We start from the raw sequence: 22,813 nt of genomic DNA, 5'->3' as shown, positions 1-22,813 counted from the left end.
GGTTCGGCGTCGGGATCAGGTTTTGGCGGGCTTGGCCGGCGGAGCCGGGGGCGCGGGCGGGGCCGTGAGGGCCGCCTCGATCTCTTCGACCGCGTCCAGCGACTGGCCGACGGCGTAGTCGGCCATCAGGCCGTAGGTGACCATCTGATCGGGATCGGCCTGGGCCCAGGCGCCGTTGGTCGCCAGACCCTTCACCATGGGCTCGACCCCGGCCAGGGCTTCGGTCACGACGGCGTCGATGTCGATCTCGGCCAGGGCCTGGCTGGCGATCTCGCCGGCCTGCCGGGTCGCCATGGTGGTGAAGGCGGCGACGTGGGGCTGGTATTCCGACCACAGGGCGGCGACGCGCAGGCCCTTGGTCGTCTCGTCGAGGGCGTCGTCGTCCTGGATGGCTTCGGCGCGTTCCCCGAACTCTGCCATCTTCTTCTCGAAGACGGCGGCGGCGGCTTCCAGCTGGACCTCGGCCGAGGTCTTGTCTTCGTGCGCCACGGCGGTGGAGACGGGCAGCAGGGCGAGGGCGGCGGCAAGCGACAGGGCGCGGATCATCTCGGATCTCCTTCGACGGACGCCGCAAGGTCCGCCGAACGTCGTCCGGTCTCAAGTGAAATCGCGGTAAGGCGCCCGGCGCCTTACCGCGATTGGTGTCGTCAGTTCTGGCCGGTTGGAGCCGCCGGGGCCGTCGGGGCGGCCGGGGCGGCGAGGGCCAGTTCGACGCCGGCGCGGATCTGGGCCGGGACGCCGCGGATCTGGGCGGGCGCGGCTTCGGCGGCGGCGAGCAGCTGGTCCTTCTGGGCGGCGTGCTCGGGCTTTCCGGCCATGGTGCGCAGGAAGAGCGCCAGTTCGTCGGCGAAGGCGGCGAATTTCGGTTCGTACTGGGTCAGGATGGCGTCGGTGCGGGCCTTCTTGGTCGCGGCGTCCAGGCTGGCGTCGTCCATCACCGTCTCCAGTTCGCCGCCCATGCGCGCGGCTTCGGCCTGGAAGGCTTTGCCCTTGGCCTCGAAGGCGACTTCTTCGGGCGACGGGGCGGGGATGATGACCGGAGGGCCCTGGGTCGTTTCCTGGGCGGCGACGGCGGGCGCGGCGCAGACGGCGAAGGCCGCGGCGGCGGCGGCGAGGGTCAGGCGGGACATGGAGGAACTCCGGCAGGGAACGAACGCGAGGGTCCGTCAGACAACACGCCGGCCGGGGCGACCGGAGAGGGGCGCAGGTTGGCCCCGGTGCGCGGCGAGTGCAAGCGGCGGCATGGACAGATGAAGTCGAACCTGTTCGGCGGCCGCCCCGGCGCTGTTCGTTCCGTCGCCGTCCGCCGGGGAGCAGGGGCGACCGCAAGCCGGGCGATCCTGGGATCGCCCGGCCCTGATCGTCGGGCCTTAGCCCTTGGTGCGGGCGTCGCGCTTGGCCAGGACGCGCAGACGCAGGGCGTTCAGCTTGATGAAGCCCTCGGCGTCGTGGTGGTCATAGGCCTGGACGCCTTCCTCGAAGGTGACCAGGTCCTGGTCGTAGAGGCTGTAGGGGCTTTCGCGGCCGATGACGGTGGCGTTGCCCTTGTAGAGCTTGACCTGGACCGTGCCCGAGACCTTCTCCTGGCTCTTGTCCACGGCGGCCTGCAGCATCTCGCGCTCGGGCGAGAACCAGAAGCCGTTGTAGACGAGGTGGGCGTATTTGACCGCCAGTTCGTCCTTCAGGTGCATGGCGCCGCGGTCCAGGGTGATCGACTCGATGCCGCGGTGCGCCGCCAGCAGGATGGTTCCCCCCGGGGTCTCATAGACGCCGCGCGACTTCATGCCGACGAAGCGGTTCTCGACCAGGTCCAGACGGCCGATGCCGTTGTCGTGGCCGTACTGGTTCAGCGCGGTCAGCAGGGTCGCCGGGCTCATGGCCTCGCCGTTGATCGAGACGGCGTCGCCCTTCTCGAAGCCGATGGTGATGACGGTGGCGACGTCCGGGGCGGCTTCCGGCGAGATGGTGCGCTGGTGCACGAACTCGGGGGCCTCGACGGCGGGATCTTCCAGCACCTTGCCCTCGGACGAGGAGTGCAGAAGGTTGGCGTCGACCGAGAAGGGGGCCTCGCCGCGCTTGTCCTTGGAGATCGGGATCTGGTGCTTCTCGGCGAAGTCCAGCAGGGCCTCGCGCGAACGGAACTCCCACTCGCGCCACGGGGCGATGACGTGGATGTCGGGGTTCAGGGCGTAGTAGCCCAGTTCGAAACGGACCTGATCGTTGCCCTTGCCGGTGGCGCCGTGGCAGACGGCGTCGGCGCCCAGCTGGCGAGCGATCTCGATCTGGCGCTTGGCGATCAGCGGGCGCGCGATCGAGGTGCCGAGCAGGTACTGGCCTTCATACAGGGCGTTGGCGCGGAACATCGGGAAGACGAAGTCGCGCACGAACTCCTCGCGCAGGTCGTCGATGAAGATGTTCTCGGGCTTGATGCCCAGCTTCAGCGCCTTTTCCTTGGCGGGGGCCAGCTCTTCGCCCTGGCCCAGGTCGGCGGTGAAGGTGATGACCTCCGCGCCGTATTCCGTCTGCAGCCACTTCAGGATGATCGAGGTGTCCAGCCCGCCCGAATAGGCGAGGACGACTTTCTTGGGGGCGGGCGAGGTCATCGGTCGAAACATCCTTTCAGGAAACGCGGGGAGGCGTGTTCGGCTGGCTTAAAGGACCAGACGCCCCGCGATGCAAGGGCATGATTGCGGCATGGCCGCTGCATACGAAAAGGGCGCCGCGGCCGAAACCGCGACGCCCCCGTTTTTTCAGGCGCTTACAGGCTTCAGGCGAGGGCCTTGAGCTGGTCGACCAGATCGGTCTTCTCCCAGCTGAAGCCGCCGTCGGCGTCCGGCGCGCGGCCGAAGTGGCCGTAGGCGGCGCTGCGGCGATAGATGGGCTTGTTCAGGCCCAGATGCTCGCGGATGGCGCGCGGCGAGGCGCCGCCGATCAGCCGGGGCAGCTCGGCCTCCAGCACCGCCTCGTCGATCTTGCCCGTGCCGTGCAGGTCGACGTGGACCGACAGGGGCTTGGACACGCCGATGGCGTAGCTGATCTGGATGGTGCAGCGGTCGGCCAGGCCGGCGGCGACGACGTTCTTGGCCAGGTAGCGGCAGGCGTAGGCGGCCGAGCGGTCGACCTTGGTCGGGTCCTTGCCCGAGAAGGCGCCGCCGCCGTGCGGAGCCGCGCCGCCGTAGGTGTCGACGATGATCTTGCGGCCGGTCACGCCGGCGTCGCCATCAGGGCCGCCGATGACGAAGGTGCCGGTCGGGTTGATGTGCCACTCGGTCTCGTCGGTGATGAAGCCTTCCGGCAGCACCTTCTCGACATAGGGTTTGACGATGGCGGCGACCTGCGACTGGCTCAGGCCGTCCTTGTGCTGGGTCGAGACGACGATCGAGGTGGCGCGCACCGGGCGGCCGTCCTGATAGAAGAGGGTCACCTGGCTCTTGGCGTCGGGCTCCAGGCCCGGTTCCCGACCCGAGTGACGGGCTTCGGCCAGGGCCTTCAGGATGTTGTGGCTGTACTGCAGGGTGGCCGGCATCAGCTCGGGCGTCTCGTTCGAGGCGTAGCCGAACATGATGCCCTGGTCGCCCGCGCCCTCGTCCTTGTCCTCGCCGGCGTCGACGCCCTGGGCGATGTGGGCCGATTGCGGGTGCAGGTTGTTCTCGAAGCGGAAGGTCTTCCAGTGGAAGCCGTCCTGCTCATAGCCGATGTCGCGCACCACGCCGCGCACCGTGTCCTCGATCTCCTGTTCGACGCCGGGGGCCCAGTTGCCCTCGGTATCCATAATGCCCTCGCCGCGGATCTCGCCGGCCAGCACCACCAGGTTCGTCGTCGTCAGGGTCTCGCACGCCACCCGCGCCTCGGGGTCCTTGGACAGGAACAGGTCGACGATGGAGTCGGAGATCTGGTCCGCGACCTTGTCGGGGTGGCCCTCCGAGACGCTCTCGGACGTGAAGAGGAAGGACGAACGGGCCAAGGCAGGCTCCTGCAAGACGGTGAGGCCGACAGACATATAAAGATATGCTTATACGTTCAAGGGATGTCCGCGGCGTGGCGCGAAATCATGTCGGCGCGCGGTCGGCCGGATCGCGCGCGACCGATGGCGCGGCCGAGGCCGCTTCTTCTGATCTCGATGTCTGGAAAGAGTGGTGCCGCTTAGGTGACTCGAACACCTGACCCCATCATTACGAATGATGTGCTCTACCGGCTGAGCTAAAGCGGCTCCGGTCGTCGGCTCGGACCAAGGGTCGGAGAGCCGCGCGAGGTCGGCTCTTTATACGGGTGAAACGGACTTGCCAAGCGCTGTCAGCATGGATGGCTCATCGGGCGCGTCGGCGGTGCGGATTTCGGCGAAGTTCAGGGCGTTGAGCGGGGCCGCGGCGGCGTCGGAAATGCAGACGGCGAGGCGGTTCTGGGCGGCGTCGGGGCTCAGGACGGCGGCCAGGGCGCGGGCGGCGCGCGGGGAGTGGACGAGGACGGCGTCGAAATCGGCGGGCGGGACGGCGTCGGTTTCCTCGGCGGCGTAGACCGGCAGGCGCCGGATGTGGCGGCCGGGCAGGAGGGCGGGCAGGTCGCCGGCGGGCTCGCGGGCGCCGGGGGCGAGGATCAGGCCCTTGATCGGGCTGGCGTTAATGAGGCGAGCCAGGGCGTGGATGTCGCCGGCGGCCGAGCGGGCGTCGGCGAAGCCCGCCGCGCGGGCGGCCTCGGCGGTGGCGTCCCCGACGGCGAAGACGCGGCGGTCGCGTAGCAGGGGCGTCAGGGCGGCGAAGGCCTCGACGCCGTTGGGGCTGGTGAAGGCGAGGGCGGCGACCGTGTTCAGGTCGGGCGCGTCGCCCAAGAAACGGGGCAGGGCGTCGGGCAGGGGGCGGAGGGTCAGCAGGGGCGCGACGACAGGCTCGAACCCCAGCGCCGTCAGCCGGGCGGCGGTGCGCGCGGCGCCGGGCTGGGCGCGGGTGATCCAGACGCGGCGGATCGGCCGCATGGCCTAGAGGGCGATCTTCTGGTCGCCGGCTTCGGCGTGGACCTCGGCGCCCAGGCGCAGGCCGAGGCCGCGGGCGTGGTCGAGGGCGGTGGCGGTCGTGACGCCCGAGATTTCGCCAACGCGACGCCAGCGGGCCGAACCGTCGGGGCTGAGCATTTCCGTGGTCAGGCGCAGCACGTCGCCCTCGATCACCGCATGGGTGCCGATGGCGGTGCGGCACGAGCCTTCCAGCGCCGACATGGCGCCGCGTTCAGCGGCGACGCAGAGCGCCGTCAGGTCGTGGTCGAGGGCGCGGGTCCAGTCGGCGTCGGCGTCGTCCTCGCGCGTCTGGATGGCCAGGGCCCCCTGGCCCGGGGCGGGCAGGAAGGCGTCGAGCGACAGGCGTTCGCGGATGACCTCGGAGAAGCCGAGGCGGTTCAGGCCCGAGCAGGCCAGCAGGATGGCGTCAAAATCGCCGTCCTTGAGCCGCTTCAGCCGGGTGTCGACATTGCCGCGCAGCATCTCGATCTTCAGATCAGGACGCAGGGCCAGGGCCTGCGCCTGACGCCGCAGCGAGGCGGTGCCGAGGCGGGCGCCGTGGGGCAGGTCGGCGAAGGTCGCGAAATGCTCGCTGATGAAGCCGTCGCGGGCGTCCTCGCGCTCCGGCACGGCGGCGATGGCCAGACCGGGGGGCTGATCCGCCGGGACGTCCTTCATCGAGTGGATGGCGACATCGACGCGGCCGTCGAGCAGGGCCTCCTCGATCTCCTTGGTGAACAGGGCCTTGCCGCCGACTTCCAGCAGGCGGCGGTCTTGAATCCTGTCGCCGGTGGTGACGATCTCGACCAGCGGCACAAGCGTTTCGATGTCGGTCTCAGCCACGCCGAGGGCGCGGCCGATGGCGCGCTGCATCATGCCGGACTGGGCCAGGGCCAGTTTGGAGCGGCGGGTGCCGATGCGGAGAAGCGGGGTCATGAGGTCGCGCAGCCGTTGCGAAAGAAGACGCGGGCCGCTACCTCGGGCCCGATGAACACTGGCGCGGACTATAGCAGCGGAACGACGGGGGCAACCAAGCCTGCCGGAACCGAAGGCCGCGTGCTGACGGTTCTGGGCCTGGAGACCAGCTGCGACGAGACTGCCGCCTCGGTGGTGCGCCTGTCGGCGGCCGGGGCCGAGGTCCTGTCCAGCGTCATTCACAGCCAGATCGACGAGCATGCCGCCTATGGCGGGGTGGTGCCGGAAATCGCCGCCCGCAGCCATGTCGAGATGATCGACGGCGTCGCCCGCCGGGCCATGCTTGATGCCGGGATCGACTATGGGGCGCTGGACGGGGTGGCGGCCACGGCCGGGCCGGGTCTGGTCGGCGGGGTCATGGTGGGGCTGAGCTACGGCAAGGCGGTTGCCCTGGCCCGTGACCTGCCGCTGATCGCGGTCAACCACCTCGAGGGCCATGCCGTCTCGGCGCGGCTGGGGGCGGAGACGACCTATCCCTTCTTGCTGCTGCTGGTCTCGGGCGGACACTGTCAGCTGCTGGAGGTGCGCGGCATCGGCGACATGAGCCGGCTGGGCACCACCATCGACGACGCGGCGGGCGAGGCCTTCGACAAGATCGCCAAGGCCATGGGGCTGGGCTATCCGGGCGGTCCGGCGCTGGAGAAGCTGGCCGAGAAGGGCGACGGCTCGCGCTTTGATCTGCCGCGCGCCCTGCTGGGGCGCAAGGACTGCGACTTCTCCTTCTCGGGGTTGAAGACGGCGGCCTCGCGGCTGGCCCAGACCTGCGAGACGGATCAGGACCGGGCCGATCTGGCCGACGCGGTGCAGAAGGCGATCGCCCGTCAGCTGGCCGAGCGGACCGAGCGGGCCATGACGGCCTACGCCGAGGCGCATGAGGCTTTGCATTTCGTCGTCGCGGGCGGGGTCGCGGCCAACAAGACGATCCGCCGCACGCTGGAGGATCTGGCGACGAAACACGGCTTCGGCTTCCTGGCCCCGCCCATGGCCTATTGCACCGATAATGCGGCCATGATCGCCCTGGCGGGGGCGGAACGGCTGGAAAAAGGCCTGACCTCGGACATTGATGTCGCCGCCCGGCCGCGATGGCCTCTGGACGAGGCGCGCGCGAACGCCGATCCTGTGCACAAGAAATCGGGCCGCAAGGGCGCGAAGGCCTGACGGGCCTTTTCGTCCGCGCGGTGGTCGGGGGACCGGAGAAGACATGGAATTTCACACGGCAGGCGTAATCGGCGGCGGCGCCTGGGGCACGGCCCTGGCGCAGAGCGCGGCGGCGGCGGGCCTCGCGGTCGTCTTGCAGGCGCGCGAGCCGGAGGTGATCGAGAGCATCCGCACGCGGCGAGTCAACGAGGCCTTCCTGCCGGGCGTCGAGTTGGACGCGGCGATCAACGCCACCTCGGATCTGGCCGATCTGGCCGACTGCGACCTGATCCTGGCTGTGCCGCCGGCCCAGCATATGCGCGCGACCCTGGCCGCCTTCGCCCCCTATGCGCGGCCCGGCCTGCCCATCGTCTTGTGCTCCAAGGGCATTGAGCGCGGTTCGCTGAAGCTGATGACCGAGGTGCTGGCCGAAACCATTCCTTCGGCCACGCCCGCCGTCCTGTCGGGCCCCAGCTTCGCCGCCGAGGTGGCGCGCGGCCTGCCCAGCGCCGTCACCGTTGCCTGTGAGGACGAAGCCATGGCCGTGGCGCTGGCGACGGCCCTGTCGGGCCCGGTCTTCCGCCCCTACCTGGCCGACGACCTGATCGGGGCCGAGACCGGCGGGGCGCTGAAGAACGTCCTGGCCATCGCCTGCGGCATCGTCGAGGGGCGCGAGCTGGGCCGCAGCGCCCACGCCGCCGTCATCACCCGCGGCTTCGCCGAGATCGTCCGCGTGGCCCTGGCCATGGGCGGCAAGGCCGAGACGGTCGCCGGCCTGTGCGGCCTGGGCGATCTGGTCCTGACCTGCTCCAGTCCGCAGTCGCGCAACATGAGCCTGGGCCTGGCCCTGGGTCAGGGCATGAGCGTCGAGCAGGCCTTGGCCGGCAAGCGCTCGGTGGCCGAGGGCTATGAGAGCGCGCCGGCCGTGCGCGAACTGGCGCGCAAACTGGGCGTCGAAACCCCCATCTGCGAGGCGGTGGCCGCCGTGCTGGCGGGCGAGACCACGGTGGATGCGGCCATCGAGGCCCTGCTGACCCGGCCGCTCAAGCCCGAACGCGAATAGTGTCCGAGCCTGTTGAAGCGGCGCCGGAAGAGCGCAAGCGCGTCTGGACGACGCCGCCGAACGTGGCCCTGTGCGCCGAGGCCGACATCAATGATCCCGGCTCGCGCGGTTTCGTCTTGCAGATCGGCGAGGCCTTCTTCCACGGCTTTGTGGTCAAGAAGGACGGCCAGGTCGCCGGCTGGGTCGACCGTTGCCCGCACGCGGGCTTTCCCATCGCCATGGAGCTGGATCGCTATCTGACGCCGGACGGCTCGCTGATCATGTGCGGCTGGCACGGGGCCATCTTCGAGCCGCTGTCGGGCGCCTGCGTCGGCGGGCCGTGCGCGGGCGGCAAGCTGACGCCCTGGCCGGTCGAGGCCAGGGGCGGGATCATCCGGACGGCCTGACTATTTCTTCGGGACGATCTTCGGGTCCTTGGTGAAGGCGTCGTCCACTTCCTCTTCCGTGATCCGCTTGGACGGGTCGCCGGGCTGGTTGAGGTTCTGCTCTTCGGTGCCGTCGCCCATCATGCCGGGATGGGGATCGGTCTTTTTCGGGTCTTCAGCCATGTCGGGCTCCTTGCTGGACTCCAGCAAGCAACACGGGCCGCGCGGCGCCGTTCCATCACGCGAACTTGTTCAGGGCTTCAGGCGTCTGGCGTTGGCGACGGCGGCGGAATGGATCGGCGACAGGGCCTCGGCCTGGGTCTTGAGCAGGGCGCCGCCGAGGTTCCAGCCGTCGGCCAGGGCGCGCGACCAGACCCCCATGCCCCAGGCGGCCTGCAGCGCCGCCGCCCCGGCCAGGCTGTCCGTCTGTGAAAGCCGCGCCAGATGGGCCGAGGCCTCAAGGCCCTCGCGGTCGGCGATGCGCCGGCCCTGATCGGCCAGATCGAGCGCGCCGGCCGCCAGGGCCCCGGCCGAGGCCGTCAGGGCCTCGACCTTCTCCGTCCCCATCCGCCCCAGTTCGGCGTGATCGGCGCGCAGGGGATCGGCCAGGGCCTCGCCCATGATGGCCAGACGGCGGGCGATGACCTGGGCCGAGGCCTCGGCCGTCTCCTGTCCGGCGCGGGCGGTGCGGGCGGCCTGATCGAGCGGGTTCATGCGGGGAGCCTGGGCCGGTTCGAGCGGACCGGCAAGCCGCTCCCGATGATCAGGGCAGAACCTCGGCGGCGAAATCCGAGACGTCCTGGATCAGCGCCGGGATGGAGGCGTCGATGATCCGCTGGCCCGTCTCGGGGCTGGCCTGGGCCGGGTCCGAACCGATGCGGCCGTCGGGGAAGCGGGCGCGGTAGTCGAGCGCGTCGCGGATCGGGCCCATGGGGGCGATCTTGGGGCTGTAGTCGGCGGTCTTGATGTGGTCGGGATAGGCGGCCTGGGTGACGGCGATCTCGGACGGGGTGGCGTGGGCCCCGTGGCCGACGGGGAAGATCTCCTCGCACAGCTTGTGCACGCCGGGCAGGTCCCACCAGTTGCGCAGTTTCAGGACAAACGGAGGCTGCTCCTCGACGAAGGACCACTCGGCGTAGATTTCCGAGAAGGTGGCCTCGATGGTGGCGATGTTGCCGCCGTGACCGTTGAGGAAATAGATCCGCTCGAAGCCGTGGCGGGCCAGGGACGACACCCAGTCGGTGATGGCGGCCATGAAGGTCGAGGGGCGCAGGCTGATGGTGCCCGGGAAGGCCAGGTGATGCTGGGCCATGCCGATGTTGAAGGTCGGGGCCACGATCAGGCGCTCGTCGCCCTTTTCAGCCGCGTGGGCGATGATCTCGGGGCAGAGCCAGTCGGTGCCGAGCAGGCCGGTGGGGCCGTGCTGCTCGTTCGAGCCGATCGGCACGATGACGGTCTTGGACAGGGCGGCGCCGGATTTCAGGCGCGCGTCGATCTCGGGCCAGGACGACAGGTGGATCAGCATGGGGGACTCCGAAGGGGCAGGGCTTGCCGGGCCTTTACGCCGATCCGGCGCAACGGCCAAACCGCAGACGACTAGTCCGGGGCGAAGGCGCGGAAGAAGCGCCGGGCGATCTCCTGGGCGCGGGCGCGCACGTCGGCGATGGGCGGATGGGGCACGCCGAGGATGGAGCGCAGATGGCCGTGGCCCAGGGTCATGCCCGAGAACATTTCGGCGGCGTGGGCCGGGTCGGGCACGGCCAGGACGCCCAGCCGGTCCTGTTCGGCCAGCCAGGCGGCCAGACGACGCAGGGATTCGCCCGGCCCGGCGTCATAGATGGCGGCGGCCAGGTCCGGCGCCTCGGGCGACATCAGGGCGACGCCGCGCAGCGAGGCGCCCTTGTGCCCCTCGCGGACCTTGGTGATCAGGGCTTCGGCGACGGCGGCCAGGACCGCCTCGGGCGCGTCGTGGACCCGCAGGGGGGCGGTGACGGCGTCCGATCGGCGCGCGGCCAAGGCGCGGCCGATCTCGGCCTTGGAAGGGAAGCGGTTGTAGAGGGTCTGTTTCGACACGCCCGCGCGCCGGGCGATCTCGGCCATCGAGGCTTGCGCGCCCTTTTCCACGAACAGGTCCGAGGCGGCCTGAAGAATGGCTTCGCTCTTGCGCTCGTCGATCTGACCGGGAATGCGCGGCATCAGTGCATCTCCGACGGCTCGGCCGAGGGGGCGGCCTTGCCGGGCTTGGACAGCAGGGTGACGAAGGCGGCGCAGGCGCAGGCCACCGCCAGCAGGGCGAAGGCGTCGCCGAAGGCCAGGGTCGTCGCCTGCTTCTGCAGCATCCCATAGAAGGCCTTCATCGCCGCGGCCTGGGGGTCGATGGAGCCGGAGAATCTCTGGGCCAGACCGGCGATCATGTTCCTGACGGCGACGTCCGACTGATTGATGGCGCTGGTCAGCTCGACCATGTGCAGGGCGGTGTTCTGGGTCAGGGAGGTGTTGAGGATGGCCAGGCCGAAGGCGCCGCCGACGTTGCGGCTGAGGTTCACCAGCCCCGAGGCGTTCTTGACCATGTGCGGCGGCAGGGTGGACATGGTCACCTGCTGCGAGGCGATCATGGCCAGCATGACGCCGGCCCCACGCACGGCCTGGACCCCGGCGAACTCCCAGAAGCCCCAGTCGCCGGTGAGGGCGCGCGCGTCCCACATCCCCCAGGCGCACAGGCCGAAGCCCACGAACATCAGAACGCGGGGGTCGAACGCCCGCACCAGCCGTCCGGCGAAGGGCGCCGTGGCGAACATGGCGAGCCCTGAGACCACCATGGTGGTGCCGACCTCGGCCGCCGAATAGTCGCGCACCCGTCCCAGGAAGAGGGGCAGCAGGAAGGTGCCGCCGAACAGGGCCGCGCCGACGATGAAGGTCATGACGACCCCGACCACGAAGTTGCGGTTGGCGAAGGCGCGCAGCTCGACGATCGGGTTGTAATAGACCAGCGAGCGCCAGATGAAGGCCGGGCCGCAGGTCGCCGCCACCAGGCTGAGCAGCAGGATGTGGTCGTCGGCGAACCAGTCGTTCCTGGCGCCTTCCTCCAGCACGAATTGCAGGCTCATCAGGAAGGCGGCCATCAGGCCCAGGCCCCACCAGTCGAAGCCCTTGGCCAGCGACGGATCGCCCTTGTCGAAATGGGCGTAGCGGCCGACCAGGAAGAGGACGACCACGCCGGGGAAGATGTTGATGAAGAAGAGCCAGCGCCAGCTGAGCCACTCGGTCAGGTGACCGCCCAGGGTCGGACCGACCGTGGGGGCCAGGGTCACGATCAGACCCATGATGACGCTGGCGGTGACGCGCTTCTCGGGCGGGAAGGCGGTGAAGGCCACGGCGAAGACGGTCGGGATCATGGCCCCGCCGAGGAAGCCCTGCAGCGCGCGGAAGAAGATCATCATCTCGACCGACGACGACAGGCCGACGGCCACGCTCATGATCAGGAAGCCGACGCAGGAGGCCAGGAACAGCTTCTGCGTGCCCCACAGTCGCGACAGGTATCCCGACAGGGGGATCATCACGACCTCGGGGATCAGATAGGCGGTCTGGATCCAGCTGATCTCATCGGCCGAGGCGCCGACCCCGGCCTGAATCTGGGGCAGGGAGGCGGCGACGATCTGGATGTCCAGAATGGCCATGAACTGGCCGATGACCATGCCGGCGAAGCCGAGCAGAAGGACGGTCCAGTTGATCTCGGGCTTGGTTTCCGCGACGGCGACGCCGTCGGCCGGAAGGACGCCGTCTCTCACCGGCCCGCGTCCAGAGATGCGGTCTCGACCTCGCCCAGATGGGCGTCGGCGAAGGCGGCGCCGCCCTGGCTCTTCAGGTCGACCTTGACCTCGACCGACAGGCCGGGGCGCAGGGTGATCGGCTCGCCCGAGGCGCGGCGGTCGACGACGATGCGGACGGGGACGCGCTGGGTGATCTTGGTGAAGTTGCCGGTGGCGTTCTCGACCGGGATCAGGGCGAACTCCGAGCCGGTGGCCGGGGCGAAGCTGTCGACGCGGCCGACAATGGCCTGACCGGGGAAGGCGTCGGCCTTGATCTCGACCGCCTGGCCCAGCCGCATGCGGCCGACCTGGGTCTCCTTGAAGTTGGCGACCACATAGGTGTCTTGCACCGGCACGATGGACATCATCTGTCCGCCGGCCTGAACCACCTGGCCGACGCGGACGCCGCGGGCGCCGACGACCCCGGCGACAGGGGCGCGGATGACGGTGCGGTCGAGCGTCAGCTGGGCCTGTTCGACCAGGGCGCGGGCCTGTTCGACGGCGGCGACGCTCTGGTTGCGGGTCGAGCCGAGGACGGCGGCGGTGCGTTGCTCGGCGGTCAGGGCGGCCTGGGCCTGGGCGACCGAGGCGTGGGCGGTGGCGGCGGTGGCGCGCTGGGTCTCGATGCGCTGCTGCGACACCCAGCCCTCGGCGGCCAGCTTGCCGTAGCGGTCGACCTCGGCGCGGGCCAGCTTGGCCTGGGCGTCGGCCTGGGTCACGGCGGCGGCGCGGGCGGCGATATTGGCCTGTTCCTGTTCGGCGCGGGCATCGACATTGGCCACGGCGGCGGTCAGGGCGGACAGGTTGGCCTGGGCCTGGGCCAGGGCGGCCTTGGCGTCGGCGTCGTCCAGACGGGCCAGGACCTGGCCGGCCTCGACGCGCTGGTTGTCCCTGACCAGGACCTCGATCACCGAGCCGCTGATGCGCGGGCTGACCGAGACCGTGTCGGCCTGGACGAAGGCGTTGTCGGTGCCTTCCCAGCGCTGCTTGCCCTGCCACCAGACCACGCCGCCGGCGATCAGGGCGAGGCCGACGACGCCGCCGACGATGAGGGGCAGGCGTTTCTTGAGATTGGCGGGGAGGGCCATGGGGAGACAGCTCGCTTCGATTTCGGCGCGTAAAATGGACAGGAGTGTCCAAAAATCAAGAGCGGTCTGCGCGATTTCGCCGCACCGTGTCGGCGGCGCCCGGTTGACGCCGCGCGCGGGGAAGGCGAAGCGAGGGCATGACCGTCCGCCCACGTCCCCCGTCCAAGGCCGTCCGCGCCGCCCTCAGCCCGCCCCCTGGCAAGCGGTCGCGCGCGCCCAAGAAGGCGCCGGTGGGGGCGGTGATCGGCTGGCCGCCGGACGAGGACCGGGTCGAGGAGATCTTCGTCCGTCTGTCGGGGGTCATGCCCGACCCGAAGACCGAGCTGGATTTCGTCAATCCCTACACCCTGGTGGTGGCCGTCGCCCTGTCGGCCCAGGCGACCGACGTGGGGGTCAACAAGGCGACGCGCGCCCTGTTCGCCGTGGCCGACACGCCGCAGAAGATGCTGGCCCTGGGCGAAGAGGGGCTGATCCCGCTGATCTCCTCGATCGGCCTCTACCGCACCAAGGCGAAGAACGTCATCGCCGCGGCGCGGATGCTGGTCGACAAGCACGGCGGCGAGGTGCCGCTGAACCGCGCCGACCTGCAGGCCCTGCCCGGCGTGGGGCGCAAGACCGCCAGCGTGGTGCTGAACGAGTTAGGCATCGAGCCGGCCATCGCGGTGGACACCCATGTCTTCCGCGTCTCGCACCGGCTGGGTCTGGCCAACGCCACGACGCCGGACAAGGTGGAGGTGCAGCTGCACAAGGTGGTGCCCGAGGCCTGGCTGCCCAAGGCCCACCACTGGCTGATCCTGCACGGCCGCTACACCTGCCTGGCGCAGCGGCCCAAATGCCTGTCCTGCGTGATCGCGGACCTGTGCCCGTCGCGGGCGAGTTTCGTCGGCGTCTAGAGGCCCAGCCGGTCGGCCACGGCGCGGCCGAAGCGGGCTCCGGCCTCGGGGGCGGCGCTCAGGTAGAAGTCCGGCTCGATCAGTTCGGCCTCCATCAGCAGCCATTGGCCGTTCTCGTCGGGCACCATGTCGATGCGGGCGTAGAGCAGGGGCTCTTCGATCGCCGCCAGAGTCCGTTCGGCCAGGTCGAGCGCGCCCTCGGGGGCCTGATCCAGCCGTTGATAGCGGCCGCCGTACTGGACCTGGATGCGGAACTCGTCGGCATGGGCCGGGCGCTTGTTGACCACGTGGCTCAGCTCGCCGCCGAAGAACAGCAGCGAGGTCTCGCCCTCGGTGCGGATGGTCGGCAGGAAGGGCTGGATCATGGCCCCGCCTTCCGGGGCGTCGGTCAGCACCTCTTCCAGCAGATCGCCCGCCGCGACCTTGAGCGTGCGCCAGGCGCCGCCCGACACGGTCGGCTTGACGATCAGCTGTTCGGCCCCGATGGCGGCGAAGGCGGCCTCGACCACGGCGGGGCTGGCGTGGTCGGTCCAGATGGTCGGGGGGATGGCGACGCCCTTTTCCGCCAGCCTGGCCAGATAACGCTTGTCGGAGTTCCAGCGCAGCACCTCGGCGGGATTGGCCAGCGGCGCGTCCGCCTCGGCCCAGGTCGCGCAGGCCTGGATCCAGCGTTCGTGGTCGTGGTGGTAGCCCCAGACGATCAGGGGCAGGACCAGGGGAAAGTCCATCAGGCCGTGGGCGCTCTCGACATGATCGGTCCACGGCGTCGGTCGGGCCTTGATCCCCGCCGTGGCCAGGGCCGCCGCCAGATGGTCCAGCACGCCCGGCCATTGCCCGGCGTAGGACGGGTCGGCGGGATCGGGGGTCAGGACGGCGACTTCGGTCATGCAGGTTGCTCCTCTGGCCGACCTGCATAGGCTGTTTTCAGCGACCGCGAAAAGCCCGGTGCTGGCGTCGCGGCTCTTGTCCCGCTATGGGGCGCGGATGACCCAGAACGCCCTCTCCACCGCCCGCTTCGACGTCTGCGCCGTCGGCAACGCCATCGTCGACGTGCTGAGCCCGTGCGAGCCCGCCTTCCTCGAGGCGCATCATCTGGTCGCCGGCTCGATGCAGCTGGTCGACGAGGATCAGAGCGCCATGCTCTATGACGCCATGGCGGCGGGGGTCGAGGCTTCGGGCGGTTCGGCCGGCAACACCGTGGCCGGCGTCGGCTCGTTCGGCGGCCGTGCGGCCTATATCGGCAAGGTGGCCCAGGACACGCTGGGCGAGGTCTTCAGCCACGACATCCGCGCCGCCCACGTCCACTTCGACACCCCGGTTCTGGAAGACGGCGCGGGCGCCGGCTTCGGCACCGGCCGCTGCCTGATCAACGTCACCCCTGACGGCCAGCGCACCATGTGCACCTTCCTCGGCGCCGCCAACCAGCTGACGACCGCCGACATCGACGCCGAGCTGATCGGCGACAGCGCGATCGTCTATCTGGAAGGTTATCTGTTCGACCCGGCCCCGGCCCGCGCCGCCTTCGAGGCCGCCGCCGCCGCCGCCCATGCCGCGGGCCGCAAGGTCGCCATCACCCTGTCGGACGCCTTCGTCGTGCATCGCTGGCGCGCCGAGCTGCTGGCCTTCATCGAGGCCTCGGCCGACATCGTCCTGGCCAACGAATCCGAACTGCACGCCCTGTTCGAGACCGAGGACTTCGACCACGCCGCCGCCCACCTGGGCCGCATCGTCGAGGTCGCCGCCGTGACGCGCGGTGAAAAGGGCTCGATCATCTTCCGCGGCGACGAGCGGGTCGAGATCGCCGCCTTCCCGGTCGACAAGGTGGTCGACACCACGGGGGCGGGCGACCAGTACGCCGCCGGCGTCCTGCTGGGTCTGGCGCGCGGCTTGTCGCTGGCCGAGGCCGGGGCCCTGGGTTCGCTCGCCGCCTCGGAAGTCATCGCCCACTGGGGCCCGCGTCCCATGGTCAAGCTGGAGGCCCTGGCCGCCGAGCACGGGCTCAAGCTCTGATCGCGACCAAGGGCCACGCGCGGGGGACGCTTGCCGTTCCCCGTCGCGCCGCGTAATCGGCGGACCATGTTCGGCCTCGCCAATCCCGACCGCTTCATGCGCTTCACCCGCCCGGTCACGCCGGTGCTGTGGGGTCTGGCGCTCGTCCTGTTGGCGGCCGGGACCTGGCTCAGCTTCACCGCACCCGCCGACTATCAGCAGGGCGACACGGTGCGGATCATGTTCATCCATGTCCCGGCCGCGACGCTGGGGCTGGGCGCCTATGCGGCCCTGGGCGTCTCCAGCTTCTTCGCCCTGGTGTTCCGCCACTCCCTCGCCGACGCCGCCGCTCGCGCCGCCGCCCTGCCGGGCGCGGTGCTGACGGGTCTGGCCCTGATCACCGGCTCGCTGTGGGGCCAGCCCATGTGGGGGACCTGGTGGGTGTGGGACGCGCGACTGACCAGCGTCCTGGTGCTGTTCCTCTTCTACCTCGGCTACATGGCCCTGCGCGCCTCGATCGACGACGAGGCCAAGGCTGGGCGCGCCGCGGCGGTGCTGGGACTGGTCGGTCTGATCAACCTGCCCATCGTCAAGTTCTCGGTCGACTGGTGGAACACCCTGCATCAGCCGGCCTCGTTGCTGCGTGCGGGCGGGACCAGCCTGGACCCGGCCTATCTGGCGCCCCTGCTGACCATGATGGCGGCTTACGGGATGCTGTTCGGGGCGATCTGGCTGACGTCGATCCGCACCGAGGTGCGCCGTCGCCGCGTCATGACCCTGCGCGCCCGCGCCGCGCAGGAAGCGTAAGGAGACGCCGATGCTGGATCTCGACATGAGCCCCTACGGCGTCTTCGTCTGGTCGTCCTGGGCGATCAGCGCCGCCGCCCTCGCCGCCATTTCGCTGCGCGCCCTGATCGCCGCCCGGCGCTGGAAGCGTGAACTGACCCGGCTGGAGGCCGCCCGCAAATGAACCGCTGGTTCGCCCTGATCCCCATCGCGGCGCTGGCCGCCCTGGGCATCTTCATGATGATCCAGCTGGGCCACCTGTCCGGGGCGCCGGGCGAGGGGCGCGAATACAAGCCCGACGCCCTGGTCGGCCAGCCCATCCCACTGACCGTCCTGCCTATCCTGCAAGGCGACGTCGAGACCGATCAGCGGCTGGACCTGAAGACGGCGGGGGTCGGCAAGCCGATGATCGTCAACCTGTTCGCCAGCTGGTGCGCGCCCTGCCGGCTGGAGCACCCGCAGCTGATGAAGCTGAAGGCGCAGGGCATCAACGTCATCGGCGTCGCCTACAAGGACGATCCGATCGCCACCCGCGCCTTCCTCGACGAACTGGGCGATCCCTATGCTCTGGTCCTGGTGGACCGCGAGGGGCGGGCGGGGCTGGACCTGGGCGTCTCGGGCGTGCCGGAAAGCTTTGCGGTGGACGCCTATGGGGCCATCGTCGCCAAGTCGTCGGGGCCGGTGCTGACCGAGGCGGAATTTCAGAAGCTGGTGGATGCTCTGAAGGCCCCGCCGCGCTAAACGGGCTTCGCGCGAAACACGGTGAATCGCGCATTAACCATATCTAGACCGTTTGAGCGGATCGTCGGCCCATGTCCGCGATTCCTTCAGACCGCCCGGCCTTCCCGCCCTCCGCAGGCGGCCCGAGCCATGCGCTGAGAACCTCCCAGTCCGCCTTCTTCCGGGCGGCCATGGGCATGAGCGCGCCGACGCCCGTTGCGGTCCCAGTCGAGACGCGGGCCGACACGCCGGTGCGCTCGGTGCAGACGCAGGAAGCGCCCGCGCGCTATCAGCGGCCGGGGTTCCTGCTGGATATCCGAGTCTAGCCCTTCGCCACGTCTTTCAGCGGGATGATCACCGCTTCGACGGCGCCCGCGTCCGCGTCTGTATGGGCGACGGCTTCGACGACCTTCTTCTTCTTTTTCGACTTGCCGCCGTCGAGCGCCTTCTTCGCCGCCTTTTCGGCCTTGCGCGCTTCCTTGGCCGCCTTCTTGGCCGCCTTGGCTTCGGCCTTGGCCTGTTCCGGCGCGGCGTCGGCGGCGGCGGTCAGGCTGGTCAGCAGATCGAGGAAGCCCTCGCGCTTCGTCTTGGGCAGCAGGGCCAGGATGCGCTTGTCGGCGGCCTCGACGCGGGGCCTGGCGGCCTCCAGCGCCATCTGACCGGCTTCGGACAGGCGCACGGCCTTGGCCCGGGCGTCGAGCGCCGAGCGTTCGCGTTCCAGCAGGCCCTTGGTGGTCATGCGGGCGACCAGATCGGCCAAGGTCGAACGGTCGATGCCGGTGGCCTTGACCAGATCGGTCTGGGTCAGACCCGAGCGGACCGAGACCGCCTCCAGCACGGCGAACTGGCGCTGGGTCAGGCCGTCGGGTCCGGCCTCCTCGACGTAGATGTCGAGCGCCAACTGCAGCACCCGGTGCATCAGGTGGCTGGGCGAGTCCGCCAGCCCGCCCTTGATTTTCGCCTGCTTGCCTGACTTGACCATCGTCCTCGATCCTCGTTCCAGCGTGCTGGACATGGCGCGACAGCTAACAGCCGCGCTTTACGCTTTGACGACGGAAAGCCTGACGGTTTGAAGACATTTTGTCTGGGGCCTACCGCGCTTCGCGCTGCTTGAGGCCCCGGCAGAAAAGCCAGGGCGCCGAGCAGTCGCCACGGTCTAGGTCGTCAGGGGACGGACGGTTCCCTTACAGCCCCGTGTCGGGCGAGATGGGGCCGGGCTCTTCGTCCTTGATCATGTTCTTCATGATCAGCGGCACCTGGCACAGGCCGAAGATGGAGGCGGCGATCCACAGCACGCCGCGGAAGGCGGTCCAGACGCCGTTCGGGTCGGGCGCGCCGAGGTTCAGCGCCGACCAGATGGCGGTGACGGCCTCGGGGCTGCGGAAGACCTCGTTGGCGAGGGCGACGCAGAGGAAATAGATCCCGTAGCGGAAGGTCAGCTTGCGCCAGGCCTCGTCCGTCACCTGGATGGCCGAGCCGAGCAGGGCCTTGAACGGCGACTTGTTCAGCGGGATGGACCCCAGCAGGACGGCGGCCAGCAGGCCGTTCTGCACCGTCAGCTTCAGCTTCACGAACAGGTCGTCGTCGGTGAGGATGGTCAGGGCGCCGAAGACCAGGGCGAAGCCGCCGGTGATCAGCGGCATGGGGGCCAGGCGGCGCTCCAGAACGAAGCCGACCGCCAGGGCGATCATCGAGGCGACGACCAGGACCCAGGTGGCCTTGATCATGTCGCGGGTGATGAAATAGGCGGCCATGAAGGCGAGCAGGGCGCCGAAGTCGACGGCCTGACGAATCCACTGCGGACGCTTGGTCTCGGTCGCTTCACTCATCTACTCAGTCCTCGAGCCCGACCAGGGATCGGGAAAACGCGCGCGCGTCGAAGGGTTGCAGGTCGTCGACGCCTTCGCCGACGCCGATCAGCTTGATCGGGGCGTCCGAGGCCTGGGCCACGGGGACCAGGACCCCGCCGCGCGCCGTCCCGTCCAGCTTGGTCATGACCACGCCCGAGACATAGGCGGTGCGGCCGAAGATCTTTTCCTGCTCCAGGGCGTTGCGGCCCACGGTGGCGTCCAGCACCAGCAGGGTTTCGTGCGGGGCCTCGGCGTCGACCTTCTTCAGCACGCGGACGATCTTGAGCAGTTCGTCCATCAGGGCGGACTTGTTCTGCAGCCGCCCGGCGGTGTCGATCAGGACGACGTCGTAACCTTCGGCCTTGGCCTTGGTGTAGGCGTCAAAGGCCAGGCCGGCGGCGTCGGCGCCGTCGCGGCGGCTTTCGAAATCAGCCCCGGCGCGCTCGGCCCAGACCTTCAGCTGCTCGCGGGCGGCGGCGCGGAAGGTGTCGCCGGCGACGATCATCACCCGGGCGCCCCTGGCCGTCAGGTCAGAGGCGATCTTGCCGAGGGTCGTGGTCTTGCCCGAGCCGTTCACGCCGACGAACAGGACGACATAGGGCTTGGGCCCGCCGAGGGGATCAAAGGTCGCCTGACGCGGCAGCAGCTCGGCGGCCACGGCCTCGGCCAGGGCCTCCTTGATCTCGCGCTCGTCGGAGCTCTTGCCGAAACGCAGCTCGCGGAAGCGTTCGACGATGCGGGCCGAGGCGGCGGGGCCCAGATCGCTTTCGATCAGGTGTTCTTCCAGACGCTCCAGCGCCTCTTCGGACAGGGGCTCCTTCACGAAGGTCGAGACGACCTGTTCGGTCATCTGCTTGGAGGACCGGGAAAGACCCGCGCTCAGTCGCTGGAACCAGCCTTTTTTGGGCGTATCGCTCATGGGTTGAGCCTTAGCCGACAGCGGTTCGCAGGTCACGCGCGATCCTTTGTCCCGGTGGGCTGGGCGAGGGGGCTTTGGCTTCAGGGCGCAACCCTATATTGATCGAACGGTCTTAGAGATCGGGGGCCGCGCCTCGCGGCTCTCACTGGATCCCGGCGTCCGCCGGGATGAGCGGATGGTTTGATGGCCTCGAACAGTTCCTTCCACGCCCCGCGCGCCCACGGCTTCGTGCGCGTCGCCGCCGCGACCCCGGTGGTCCATGTCGCCGACCCGGCCGCCAACGCCGAGGAGCACGCGCGGCTGATCCGTCAGGCGGGGGATCAGGGCGTGGACCTGCTGGTCTTCCCCGAACTGTCGCTGAGCGCCTACTCCATCGACGATCTGCATCTGCAGGCGGCCCTGCTGGAAGAGGTGGAGCGCCAGATCGCGCATCTGGCCGAGGTCGCGGACGCGGCGGGTCTGATCGCCGTCATCGGCGCGCCGCTCCGCAACGGCGACGCCCTGTTCAACTGCGCGGTCGTTCTGGGCGGCGGCGAGGTGCTGGGCGTCGTGCCCAAGACCTACCTGCCCAATTATCGCGAATACTATGAGAAGCGCTGGTTCGCGCCGGCCGCCAGCCGCAGCGAGGACTCGGTCGTCCTGAACGGCGAAGGCGTCGATTTCGCGCCGGGTCTGGTGTTCGAGGCGAGCAACCGACCCGGCTTCGTCTTCGCGGTGGAGATCTGCGAGGACTTCTGGGCGCCGCAACCGCCGTCGACGCGGGCGGCGCTCGCGGGGGCCCGCATCCTGTGCAACCTGTCGGCCTCCAACATCGTCATCGGCAAGGCCGACGAACGCGCCCTTTTGTGCGCCAGCCAGTCCAGCCGCACCCTGTCGGCCTATGTCTTCGCCGCCTCGGGCTGGGGCGAGAGCACGACGGATCTGGCCTGGGACGGTCAGGCGACCATCCATGAGCTGGGCGCCCGGATCGCCGAGGGCGAACGGTTCGCGCTGGAGAGCCACCTGACGGTCGCAGACGTGGACGTGGACCGCATCGGTCTGGACCGGCTGCGCAACGGCACCTTCGCCGACTGCGCCCGGCTGGAAGGCGAGGCCGCCACGGTGGTCCCGTTCGAGGCGGGCGATGGTCCCGGCGACGCCCTGATCCGTCCACTGGACCGCTTCCCCTTTGTGCCGGACGATGCGGCGCATCTGGATCAGGACTGCTTCGAGGCCTTCAATATTCAGGTTCAGGGCCTGATGCGGCGGATGACGGCCACGGGGTCGAAGACCCTGGTGATCGGCGTCTCGGGCGGGCTGGATTCGACCCAGGCCTTGCTGGTGGCCTGTCGCGCCTTTGACCGGTTGGCGCTGCCGAGGACGGGCATTCTGGCCTTCACCCTGCCGGGGTTCGCGACGTCGGAGGGGACCAAGGCCAACGCCTGGGCGCTGATGGCGGCGCTGGGGGTGACGGGGGCCGAGATCGACATCCGCCCCGCCGCTGAACAGATGCTGCGCGACATCGGCCACGCCTTCGCCAATGGCGAGCCGGTTCACGACGTGACCTTCGAGAACGTTCAGGCGGGTCTGCGCACCGACTATCTGTTCCGGCTGGCCAATCAGAACCACGGCTTCGTCTTGGGGACCGGCGACCTGTCGGAGTTGGCCCTGGGCTGGTGCACCTATGGCGTGGGCGACCACATGAGCCACTACAACGTCAACGGCGGGGTGGCGAAGACCCTGATCCAGCACCTGATCCGCTGGGTGGCCGAGCGCGGCCTGGTGGGGGAGGCGGCGACGCCGACGTTGGCCGCCATCCTGGCCACCGAGATTTCGCCCGAACTGGTCCCGGCGGGCGCCGACGGGGCGATCCAGTCGACGCAGTCCATCGTCGGTCCCTATGCCCTGAACGACTTCTTCCTGTTCTACATCAGCCGGTTTGGAATGAAGCCGTCCAAGGTCGCCTTCCTCGCCCATCAGGCCTGGGGCGACGCGGCGACGGGCGCCTGGCCCGCCGGTCTGCCGGAGGCGGAGCGGGTCGCCTACGACTTGGCCACCATCAAGGCCTGGCTGAGGAAGTTCCTGATCCGCTTCTTCCAGACCAGCCAGTTCAAGCGCTCGGCCGTGCCGAACGGGCCCAAGGTGGTGACCGGCGGCTCCTTGTCGCCCCGGGGGGACTGGCGGGCGCCGTCGGACAGCAGCGCCCGCGTCTGGCTCGATGAACTGGACCAGAACGTCCCGGATTGAGTAGGA

Annotated in this window: 26 protein-coding genes and 1 tRNA gene; 10 read left to right on the top strand and 17 right to left on the bottom strand. The window is 69.7% G+C overall.

Annotated elements, in window-relative coordinates; translation table 11 throughout:
• Positions 1-15 precede the first annotated feature (15 nt).
• The 7 genes from ACREEF_RS06145 to hemC form a co-directional block, all read right to left on the bottom strand.
• On the bottom strand, positions 16-546 hold the full coding sequence (locus ACREEF_RS06145) for a hypothetical protein (protein ID WP_431564716.1): 531 nt from the start codon (positions 544-546) through the stop codon (positions 16-18).
• Between the two features lie 101 nt (positions 547-647).
• Positions 648-1,130 carry a translation initiation factor IF-2 gene (locus tag ACREEF_RS06140; protein WP_431564715.1) on the bottom strand — a complete coding sequence of 161 codons (483 nt, stop codon included), beginning with the start codon at positions 1,128-1,130 and terminating at the stop codon, positions 648-650.
• Positions 1,131-1,370: 240 nt separating this feature from the next.
• Positions 1,371-2,603 carry an argininosuccinate synthase gene (locus ACREEF_RS06135; RefSeq protein ID WP_431564714.1) on the bottom strand — a complete coding sequence of 411 codons (1,233 nt, stop codon included), beginning with the start codon at positions 2,601-2,603 and terminating at the stop codon, positions 1,371-1,373.
• A 164-nt stretch (positions 2,604-2,767) separates the two neighbouring features.
• Entirely contained in the window at positions 2,768-3,964 is a 1,197-nt protein-coding gene (gene metK / locus ACREEF_RS06130) for a methionine adenosyltransferase (protein WP_431564713.1), read from the bottom strand.
• A 170-nt stretch (positions 3,965-4,134) separates the two neighbouring features.
• Positions 4,135-4,210, bottom strand: a tRNA-Thr gene (locus ACREEF_RS06125).
• 51 nt (positions 4,211-4,261) lie between these two features.
• Positions 4,262-4,969, bottom strand: coding sequence for a uroporphyrinogen-III synthase (locus ACREEF_RS06120; protein WP_431564712.1), 708 nt, complete (start codon positions 4,967-4,969; stop codon positions 4,262-4,264).
• Between the two features lie 3 nt (positions 4,970-4,972).
• Positions 4,973-5,923, bottom strand: a complete 951-nt coding sequence (gene hemC / locus ACREEF_RS06115; protein ID WP_431564711.1) for a hydroxymethylbilane synthase — start codon at positions 5,921-5,923, stop codon at positions 4,973-4,975.
• Positions 5,924-5,974: 51 nt separating this feature from the next.
• On the opposite strand from hemC, the gene tsaD reads away from it, so the two are divergent.
• The 3 genes from tsaD to ACREEF_RS06100 are packed head-to-tail and all read left to right on the top strand — an operon-like array spanning position 5,975 to position 8,548.
• A complete protein-coding gene (gene tsaD / locus ACREEF_RS06110; protein WP_431564710.1) occupies positions 5,975-7,120 on the top strand; it encodes a tRNA (adenosine(37)-N6)-threonylcarbamoyltransferase complex transferase subunit TsaD in 1,146 nt (381 codons plus the stop codon).
• Between the two features lie 43 nt (positions 7,121-7,163).
• The gene (locus ACREEF_RS06105; RefSeq protein ID WP_431564709.1) at positions 7,164-8,162 is read left to right on the top strand and encodes an NAD(P)H-dependent glycerol-3-phosphate dehydrogenase; all 999 of its coding nucleotides are present in this window, start codon (positions 7,164-7,166) and stop codon (positions 8,160-8,162) included.
• Entirely contained in the window at positions 8,162-8,548 is a 387-nt protein-coding gene (locus tag ACREEF_RS06100) for a Rieske (2Fe-2S) protein (RefSeq protein ID WP_431564708.1), read from the top strand. The genes ACREEF_RS06105 and ACREEF_RS06100 overlap by 1 nt, the downstream gene beginning before the upstream one ends.
• Here the strand turns inward: ACREEF_RS06100 and ACREEF_RS06095 are convergent, their stop codons facing one another.
• The 6 genes from ACREEF_RS06095 to ACREEF_RS06070 all read right to left on the bottom strand — a co-directional run bounded on the left by ACREEF_RS06095 (position 8,549) and on the right by ACREEF_RS06070 (position 13,424).
• Complete coding sequence (locus ACREEF_RS06095) at positions 8,549-8,710, bottom strand: hypothetical protein (protein WP_300197888.1); 162 nt, start codon at positions 8,708-8,710, stop codon at positions 8,549-8,551.
• A 69-nt stretch (positions 8,711-8,779) separates the two neighbouring features.
• A complete protein-coding gene (locus ACREEF_RS06090) occupies positions 8,780-9,241 on the bottom strand; it encodes a phasin family protein (RefSeq protein ID WP_431564707.1) in 462 nt (153 codons plus the stop codon).
• A gap of 49 nt (positions 9,242-9,290) precedes the next feature.
• Positions 9,291-10,052: a creatininase family protein gene (locus ACREEF_RS06085; RefSeq protein ID WP_431564706.1), complete on the bottom strand. Its 762-nt coding sequence runs from the start codon at positions 10,050-10,052 to the stop codon at positions 9,291-9,293.
• Between the two features lie 71 nt (positions 10,053-10,123).
• Complete coding sequence (locus tag ACREEF_RS06080; protein WP_431564705.1) at positions 10,124-10,723, bottom strand: TetR/AcrR family transcriptional regulator; 600 nt, start codon at positions 10,721-10,723, stop codon at positions 10,124-10,126.
• Positions 10,723-12,315 carry a DHA2 family efflux MFS transporter permease subunit gene (locus ACREEF_RS06075; protein WP_431564704.1) on the bottom strand — a complete coding sequence of 531 codons (1,593 nt, stop codon included), beginning with the start codon at positions 12,313-12,315 and terminating at the stop codon, positions 10,723-10,725. Before ACREEF_RS06075 ends, ACREEF_RS06080 begins: the two co-directional genes overlap by 1 nt.
• The gene (locus ACREEF_RS06070) at positions 12,312-13,424 is read right to left on the bottom strand and encodes an HlyD family secretion protein (protein WP_431564703.1); all 1,113 of its coding nucleotides are present in this window, start codon (positions 13,422-13,424) and stop codon (positions 12,312-12,314) included. The genes ACREEF_RS06075 and ACREEF_RS06070 overlap by 4 nt, the downstream gene beginning before the upstream one ends.
• Positions 13,425-13,561: 137 nt before the next feature.
• On the opposite strand from ACREEF_RS06070, the gene nth reads away from it, so the two are divergent.
• The gene (nth, locus tag ACREEF_RS06065; protein ID WP_431564702.1) at positions 13,562-14,317 is read left to right on the top strand and encodes an endonuclease III; all 756 of its coding nucleotides are present in this window, start codon (positions 13,562-13,564) and stop codon (positions 14,315-14,317) included.
• Here nth and ACREEF_RS06060 read toward each other — a convergent pair.
• The gene (locus ACREEF_RS06060; RefSeq protein ID WP_431564701.1) at positions 14,314-15,204 is read right to left on the bottom strand and encodes an ATP-grasp domain-containing protein; all 891 of its coding nucleotides are present in this window, start codon (positions 15,202-15,204) and stop codon (positions 14,314-14,316) included. The two genes, nth and ACREEF_RS06060, sit on opposite strands and share 4 nt — an antisense overlap.
• A gap of 97 nt (positions 15,205-15,301) precedes the next feature.
• Between ACREEF_RS06060 and ACREEF_RS06055 the strand changes: the two genes are divergently transcribed.
• From ACREEF_RS06055 to ACREEF_RS06035, 5 genes are all read left to right on the top strand, one after another.
• The gene (locus tag ACREEF_RS06055; RefSeq protein WP_431564700.1) at positions 15,302-16,327 is read left to right on the top strand and encodes an adenosine kinase; all 1,026 of its coding nucleotides are present in this window, start codon (positions 15,302-15,304) and stop codon (positions 16,325-16,327) included.
• A gap of 66 nt (positions 16,328-16,393) precedes the next feature.
• Positions 16,394-17,113: a heme ABC transporter permease gene (locus ACREEF_RS06050; RefSeq protein WP_431564699.1), complete on the top strand. Its 720-nt coding sequence runs from the start codon at positions 16,394-16,396 to the stop codon at positions 17,111-17,113.
• Between the two features lie 10 nt (positions 17,114-17,123).
• Complete coding sequence (gene ccmD, locus ACREEF_RS06045) at positions 17,124-17,276, top strand: heme exporter protein CcmD (protein WP_431564698.1); 153 nt, start codon at positions 17,124-17,126, stop codon at positions 17,274-17,276.
• Positions 17,273-17,833 (top strand): DsbE family thiol:disulfide interchange protein, encoded by a 561-nt coding sequence (locus ACREEF_RS06040; protein WP_431564697.1) that lies wholly within the window; start codon positions 17,273-17,275, stop codon positions 17,831-17,833. Before ccmD ends, ACREEF_RS06040 begins: the two co-directional genes overlap by 4 nt.
• Before the next feature lie 71 nt (positions 17,834-17,904).
• Positions 17,905-18,138: a hypothetical protein gene (locus ACREEF_RS06035; protein WP_431564696.1), complete on the top strand. Its 234-nt coding sequence runs from the start codon at positions 17,905-17,907 to the stop codon at positions 18,136-18,138.
• On the opposite strand, the gene ACREEF_RS06030 is transcribed toward ACREEF_RS06035, so the two are convergent.
• The 3 genes from ACREEF_RS06030 to ftsY form a co-directional block, all read right to left on the bottom strand.
• Positions 18,135-18,794, bottom strand: coding sequence for a MarR family winged helix-turn-helix transcriptional regulator (locus ACREEF_RS06030; protein ID WP_431564695.1), 660 nt, complete (start codon positions 18,792-18,794; stop codon positions 18,135-18,137). The two genes, ACREEF_RS06035 and ACREEF_RS06030, sit on opposite strands and share 4 nt — an antisense overlap.
• Positions 18,795-18,996: 202 nt before the next feature.
• Positions 18,997-19,641: an inner membrane-spanning protein YciB gene (locus ACREEF_RS06025; protein WP_431564694.1), complete on the bottom strand. Its 645-nt coding sequence runs from the start codon at positions 19,639-19,641 to the stop codon at positions 18,997-18,999.
• A 4-nt stretch (positions 19,642-19,645) separates the two neighbouring features.
• On the bottom strand, positions 19,646-20,581 hold the full coding sequence (gene ftsY, locus ACREEF_RS06020; RefSeq protein WP_431564693.1) for a signal recognition particle-docking protein FtsY: 936 nt from the start codon (positions 20,579-20,581) through the stop codon (positions 19,646-19,648).
• Between the two features lie 183 nt (positions 20,582-20,764).
• Here ftsY and ACREEF_RS06015 point away from each other — a divergent pair, with 183 nt between their 5' ends.
• Positions 20,765-22,807 (top strand): NAD(+) synthase, encoded by a 2,043-nt coding sequence (locus tag ACREEF_RS06015; RefSeq protein WP_431564692.1) that lies wholly within the window; start codon positions 20,765-20,767, stop codon positions 22,805-22,807.
• Positions 22,808-22,813 lie beyond the last annotated feature (6 nt).

The sequence above is a fragment of the Brevundimonas sp. genome (assembly GCF_050729455.1).
Classification (GTDB): Bacteria; Pseudomonadota; Alphaproteobacteria; order Caulobacterales; family Caulobacteraceae; genus Brevundimonas.
This window is presented reverse-complemented; position numbering and strand designations above follow the sequence as displayed.

Excerpts from the sequence above, each read along its gene's own strand:
- ACREEF_RS06070 (WP_431564703.1), bottom strand. The coding sequence starts at position 13,424 with ATGGCCCTCCCCGCCAATCTCAAGAAACGCCTGCCCCTCATCGTCGGC.
- ACREEF_RS06025 (WP_431564694.1), bottom strand. The coding sequence starts at position 19,641 with ATGAGTGAAGCGACCGAGACCAAGCGTCCGCAGTGGATTCGTCAGGCC.
- ACREEF_RS06140 (WP_431564715.1), bottom strand. The coding sequence starts at position 1,130 with ATGTCCCGCCTGACCCTCGCCGCCGCCGCCGCGGCCTTCGCCGTCTGC.
- ACREEF_RS06015 (WP_431564692.1), top strand. The coding sequence starts at position 20,765 with ATGGCCTCGAACAGTTCCTTCCACGCCCCGCGCGCCCACGGCTTCGTG.
- ftsY (WP_431564693.1), bottom strand. The coding sequence starts at position 20,581 with ATGAGCGATACGCCCAAAAAAGGCTGGTTCCAGCGACTGAGCGCGGGT.
- ACREEF_RS06145 (WP_431564716.1), bottom strand. The coding sequence starts at position 546 with ATGATCCGCGCCCTGTCGCTTGCCGCCGCCCTCGCCCTGCTGCCCGTC.
- ACREEF_RS06080 (WP_431564705.1), bottom strand. The coding sequence starts at position 10,723 with ATGCCGCGCATTCCCGGTCAGATCGACGAGCGCAAGAGCGAAGCCATT.
- ACREEF_RS06120 (WP_431564712.1), bottom strand. The coding sequence starts at position 4,969 with ATGCGGCCGATCCGCCGCGTCTGGATCACCCGCGCCCAGCCCGGCGCC.
- ACREEF_RS06030 (WP_431564695.1), bottom strand. The coding sequence starts at position 18,794 with ATGGTCAAGTCAGGCAAGCAGGCGAAAATCAAGGGCGGGCTGGCGGAC.
- hemC (WP_431564711.1), bottom strand. The coding sequence starts at position 5,923 with ATGACCCCGCTTCTCCGCATCGGCACCCGCCGCTCCAAACTGGCCCTG.
- ACREEF_RS06040 (WP_431564697.1), top strand. The coding sequence starts at position 17,273 with ATGAACCGCTGGTTCGCCCTGATCCCCATCGCGGCGCTGGCCGCCCTG.
- ACREEF_RS06105 (WP_431564709.1), top strand. The coding sequence starts at position 7,164 with ATGGAATTTCACACGGCAGGCGTAATCGGCGGCGGCGCCTGGGGCACG.
- ACREEF_RS06135 (WP_431564714.1), bottom strand. The coding sequence starts at position 2,603 with ATGACCTCGCCCGCCCCCAAGAAAGTCGTCCTCGCCTATTCGGGCGGG.
- ACREEF_RS06085 (WP_431564706.1), bottom strand. The coding sequence starts at position 10,052 with ATGCTGATCCACCTGTCGTCCTGGCCCGAGATCGACGCGCGCCTGAAA.
- ccmD (WP_431564698.1), top strand. The coding sequence starts at position 17,124 with ATGCTGGATCTCGACATGAGCCCCTACGGCGTCTTCGTCTGGTCGTCC.
- ACREEF_RS06095 (WP_300197888.1), bottom strand. The coding sequence starts at position 8,710 with ATGGCTGAAGACCCGAAAAAGACCGATCCCCATCCCGGCATGATGGGC.
- ACREEF_RS06050 (WP_431564699.1), top strand. The coding sequence starts at position 16,394 with ATGTTCGGCCTCGCCAATCCCGACCGCTTCATGCGCTTCACCCGCCCG.
- ACREEF_RS06060 (WP_431564701.1), bottom strand. The coding sequence starts at position 15,204 with ATGACCGAAGTCGCCGTCCTGACCCCCGATCCCGCCGACCCGTCCTAC.
- ACREEF_RS06055 (WP_431564700.1), top strand. The coding sequence starts at position 15,302 with ATGACCCAGAACGCCCTCTCCACCGCCCGCTTCGACGTCTGCGCCGTC.
- nth (WP_431564702.1), top strand. The coding sequence starts at position 13,562 with ATGACCGTCCGCCCACGTCCCCCGTCCAAGGCCGTCCGCGCCGCCCTC.
- tsaD (WP_431564710.1), top strand. The coding sequence starts at position 5,975 with ATGAACACTGGCGCGGACTATAGCAGCGGAACGACGGGGGCAACCAAG.
- ACREEF_RS06035 (WP_431564696.1), top strand. The coding sequence starts at position 17,905 with ATGTCCGCGATTCCTTCAGACCGCCCGGCCTTCCCGCCCTCCGCAGGC.
- ACREEF_RS06090 (WP_431564707.1), bottom strand. The coding sequence starts at position 9,241 with ATGAACCCGCTCGATCAGGCCGCCCGCACCGCCCGCGCCGGACAGGAG.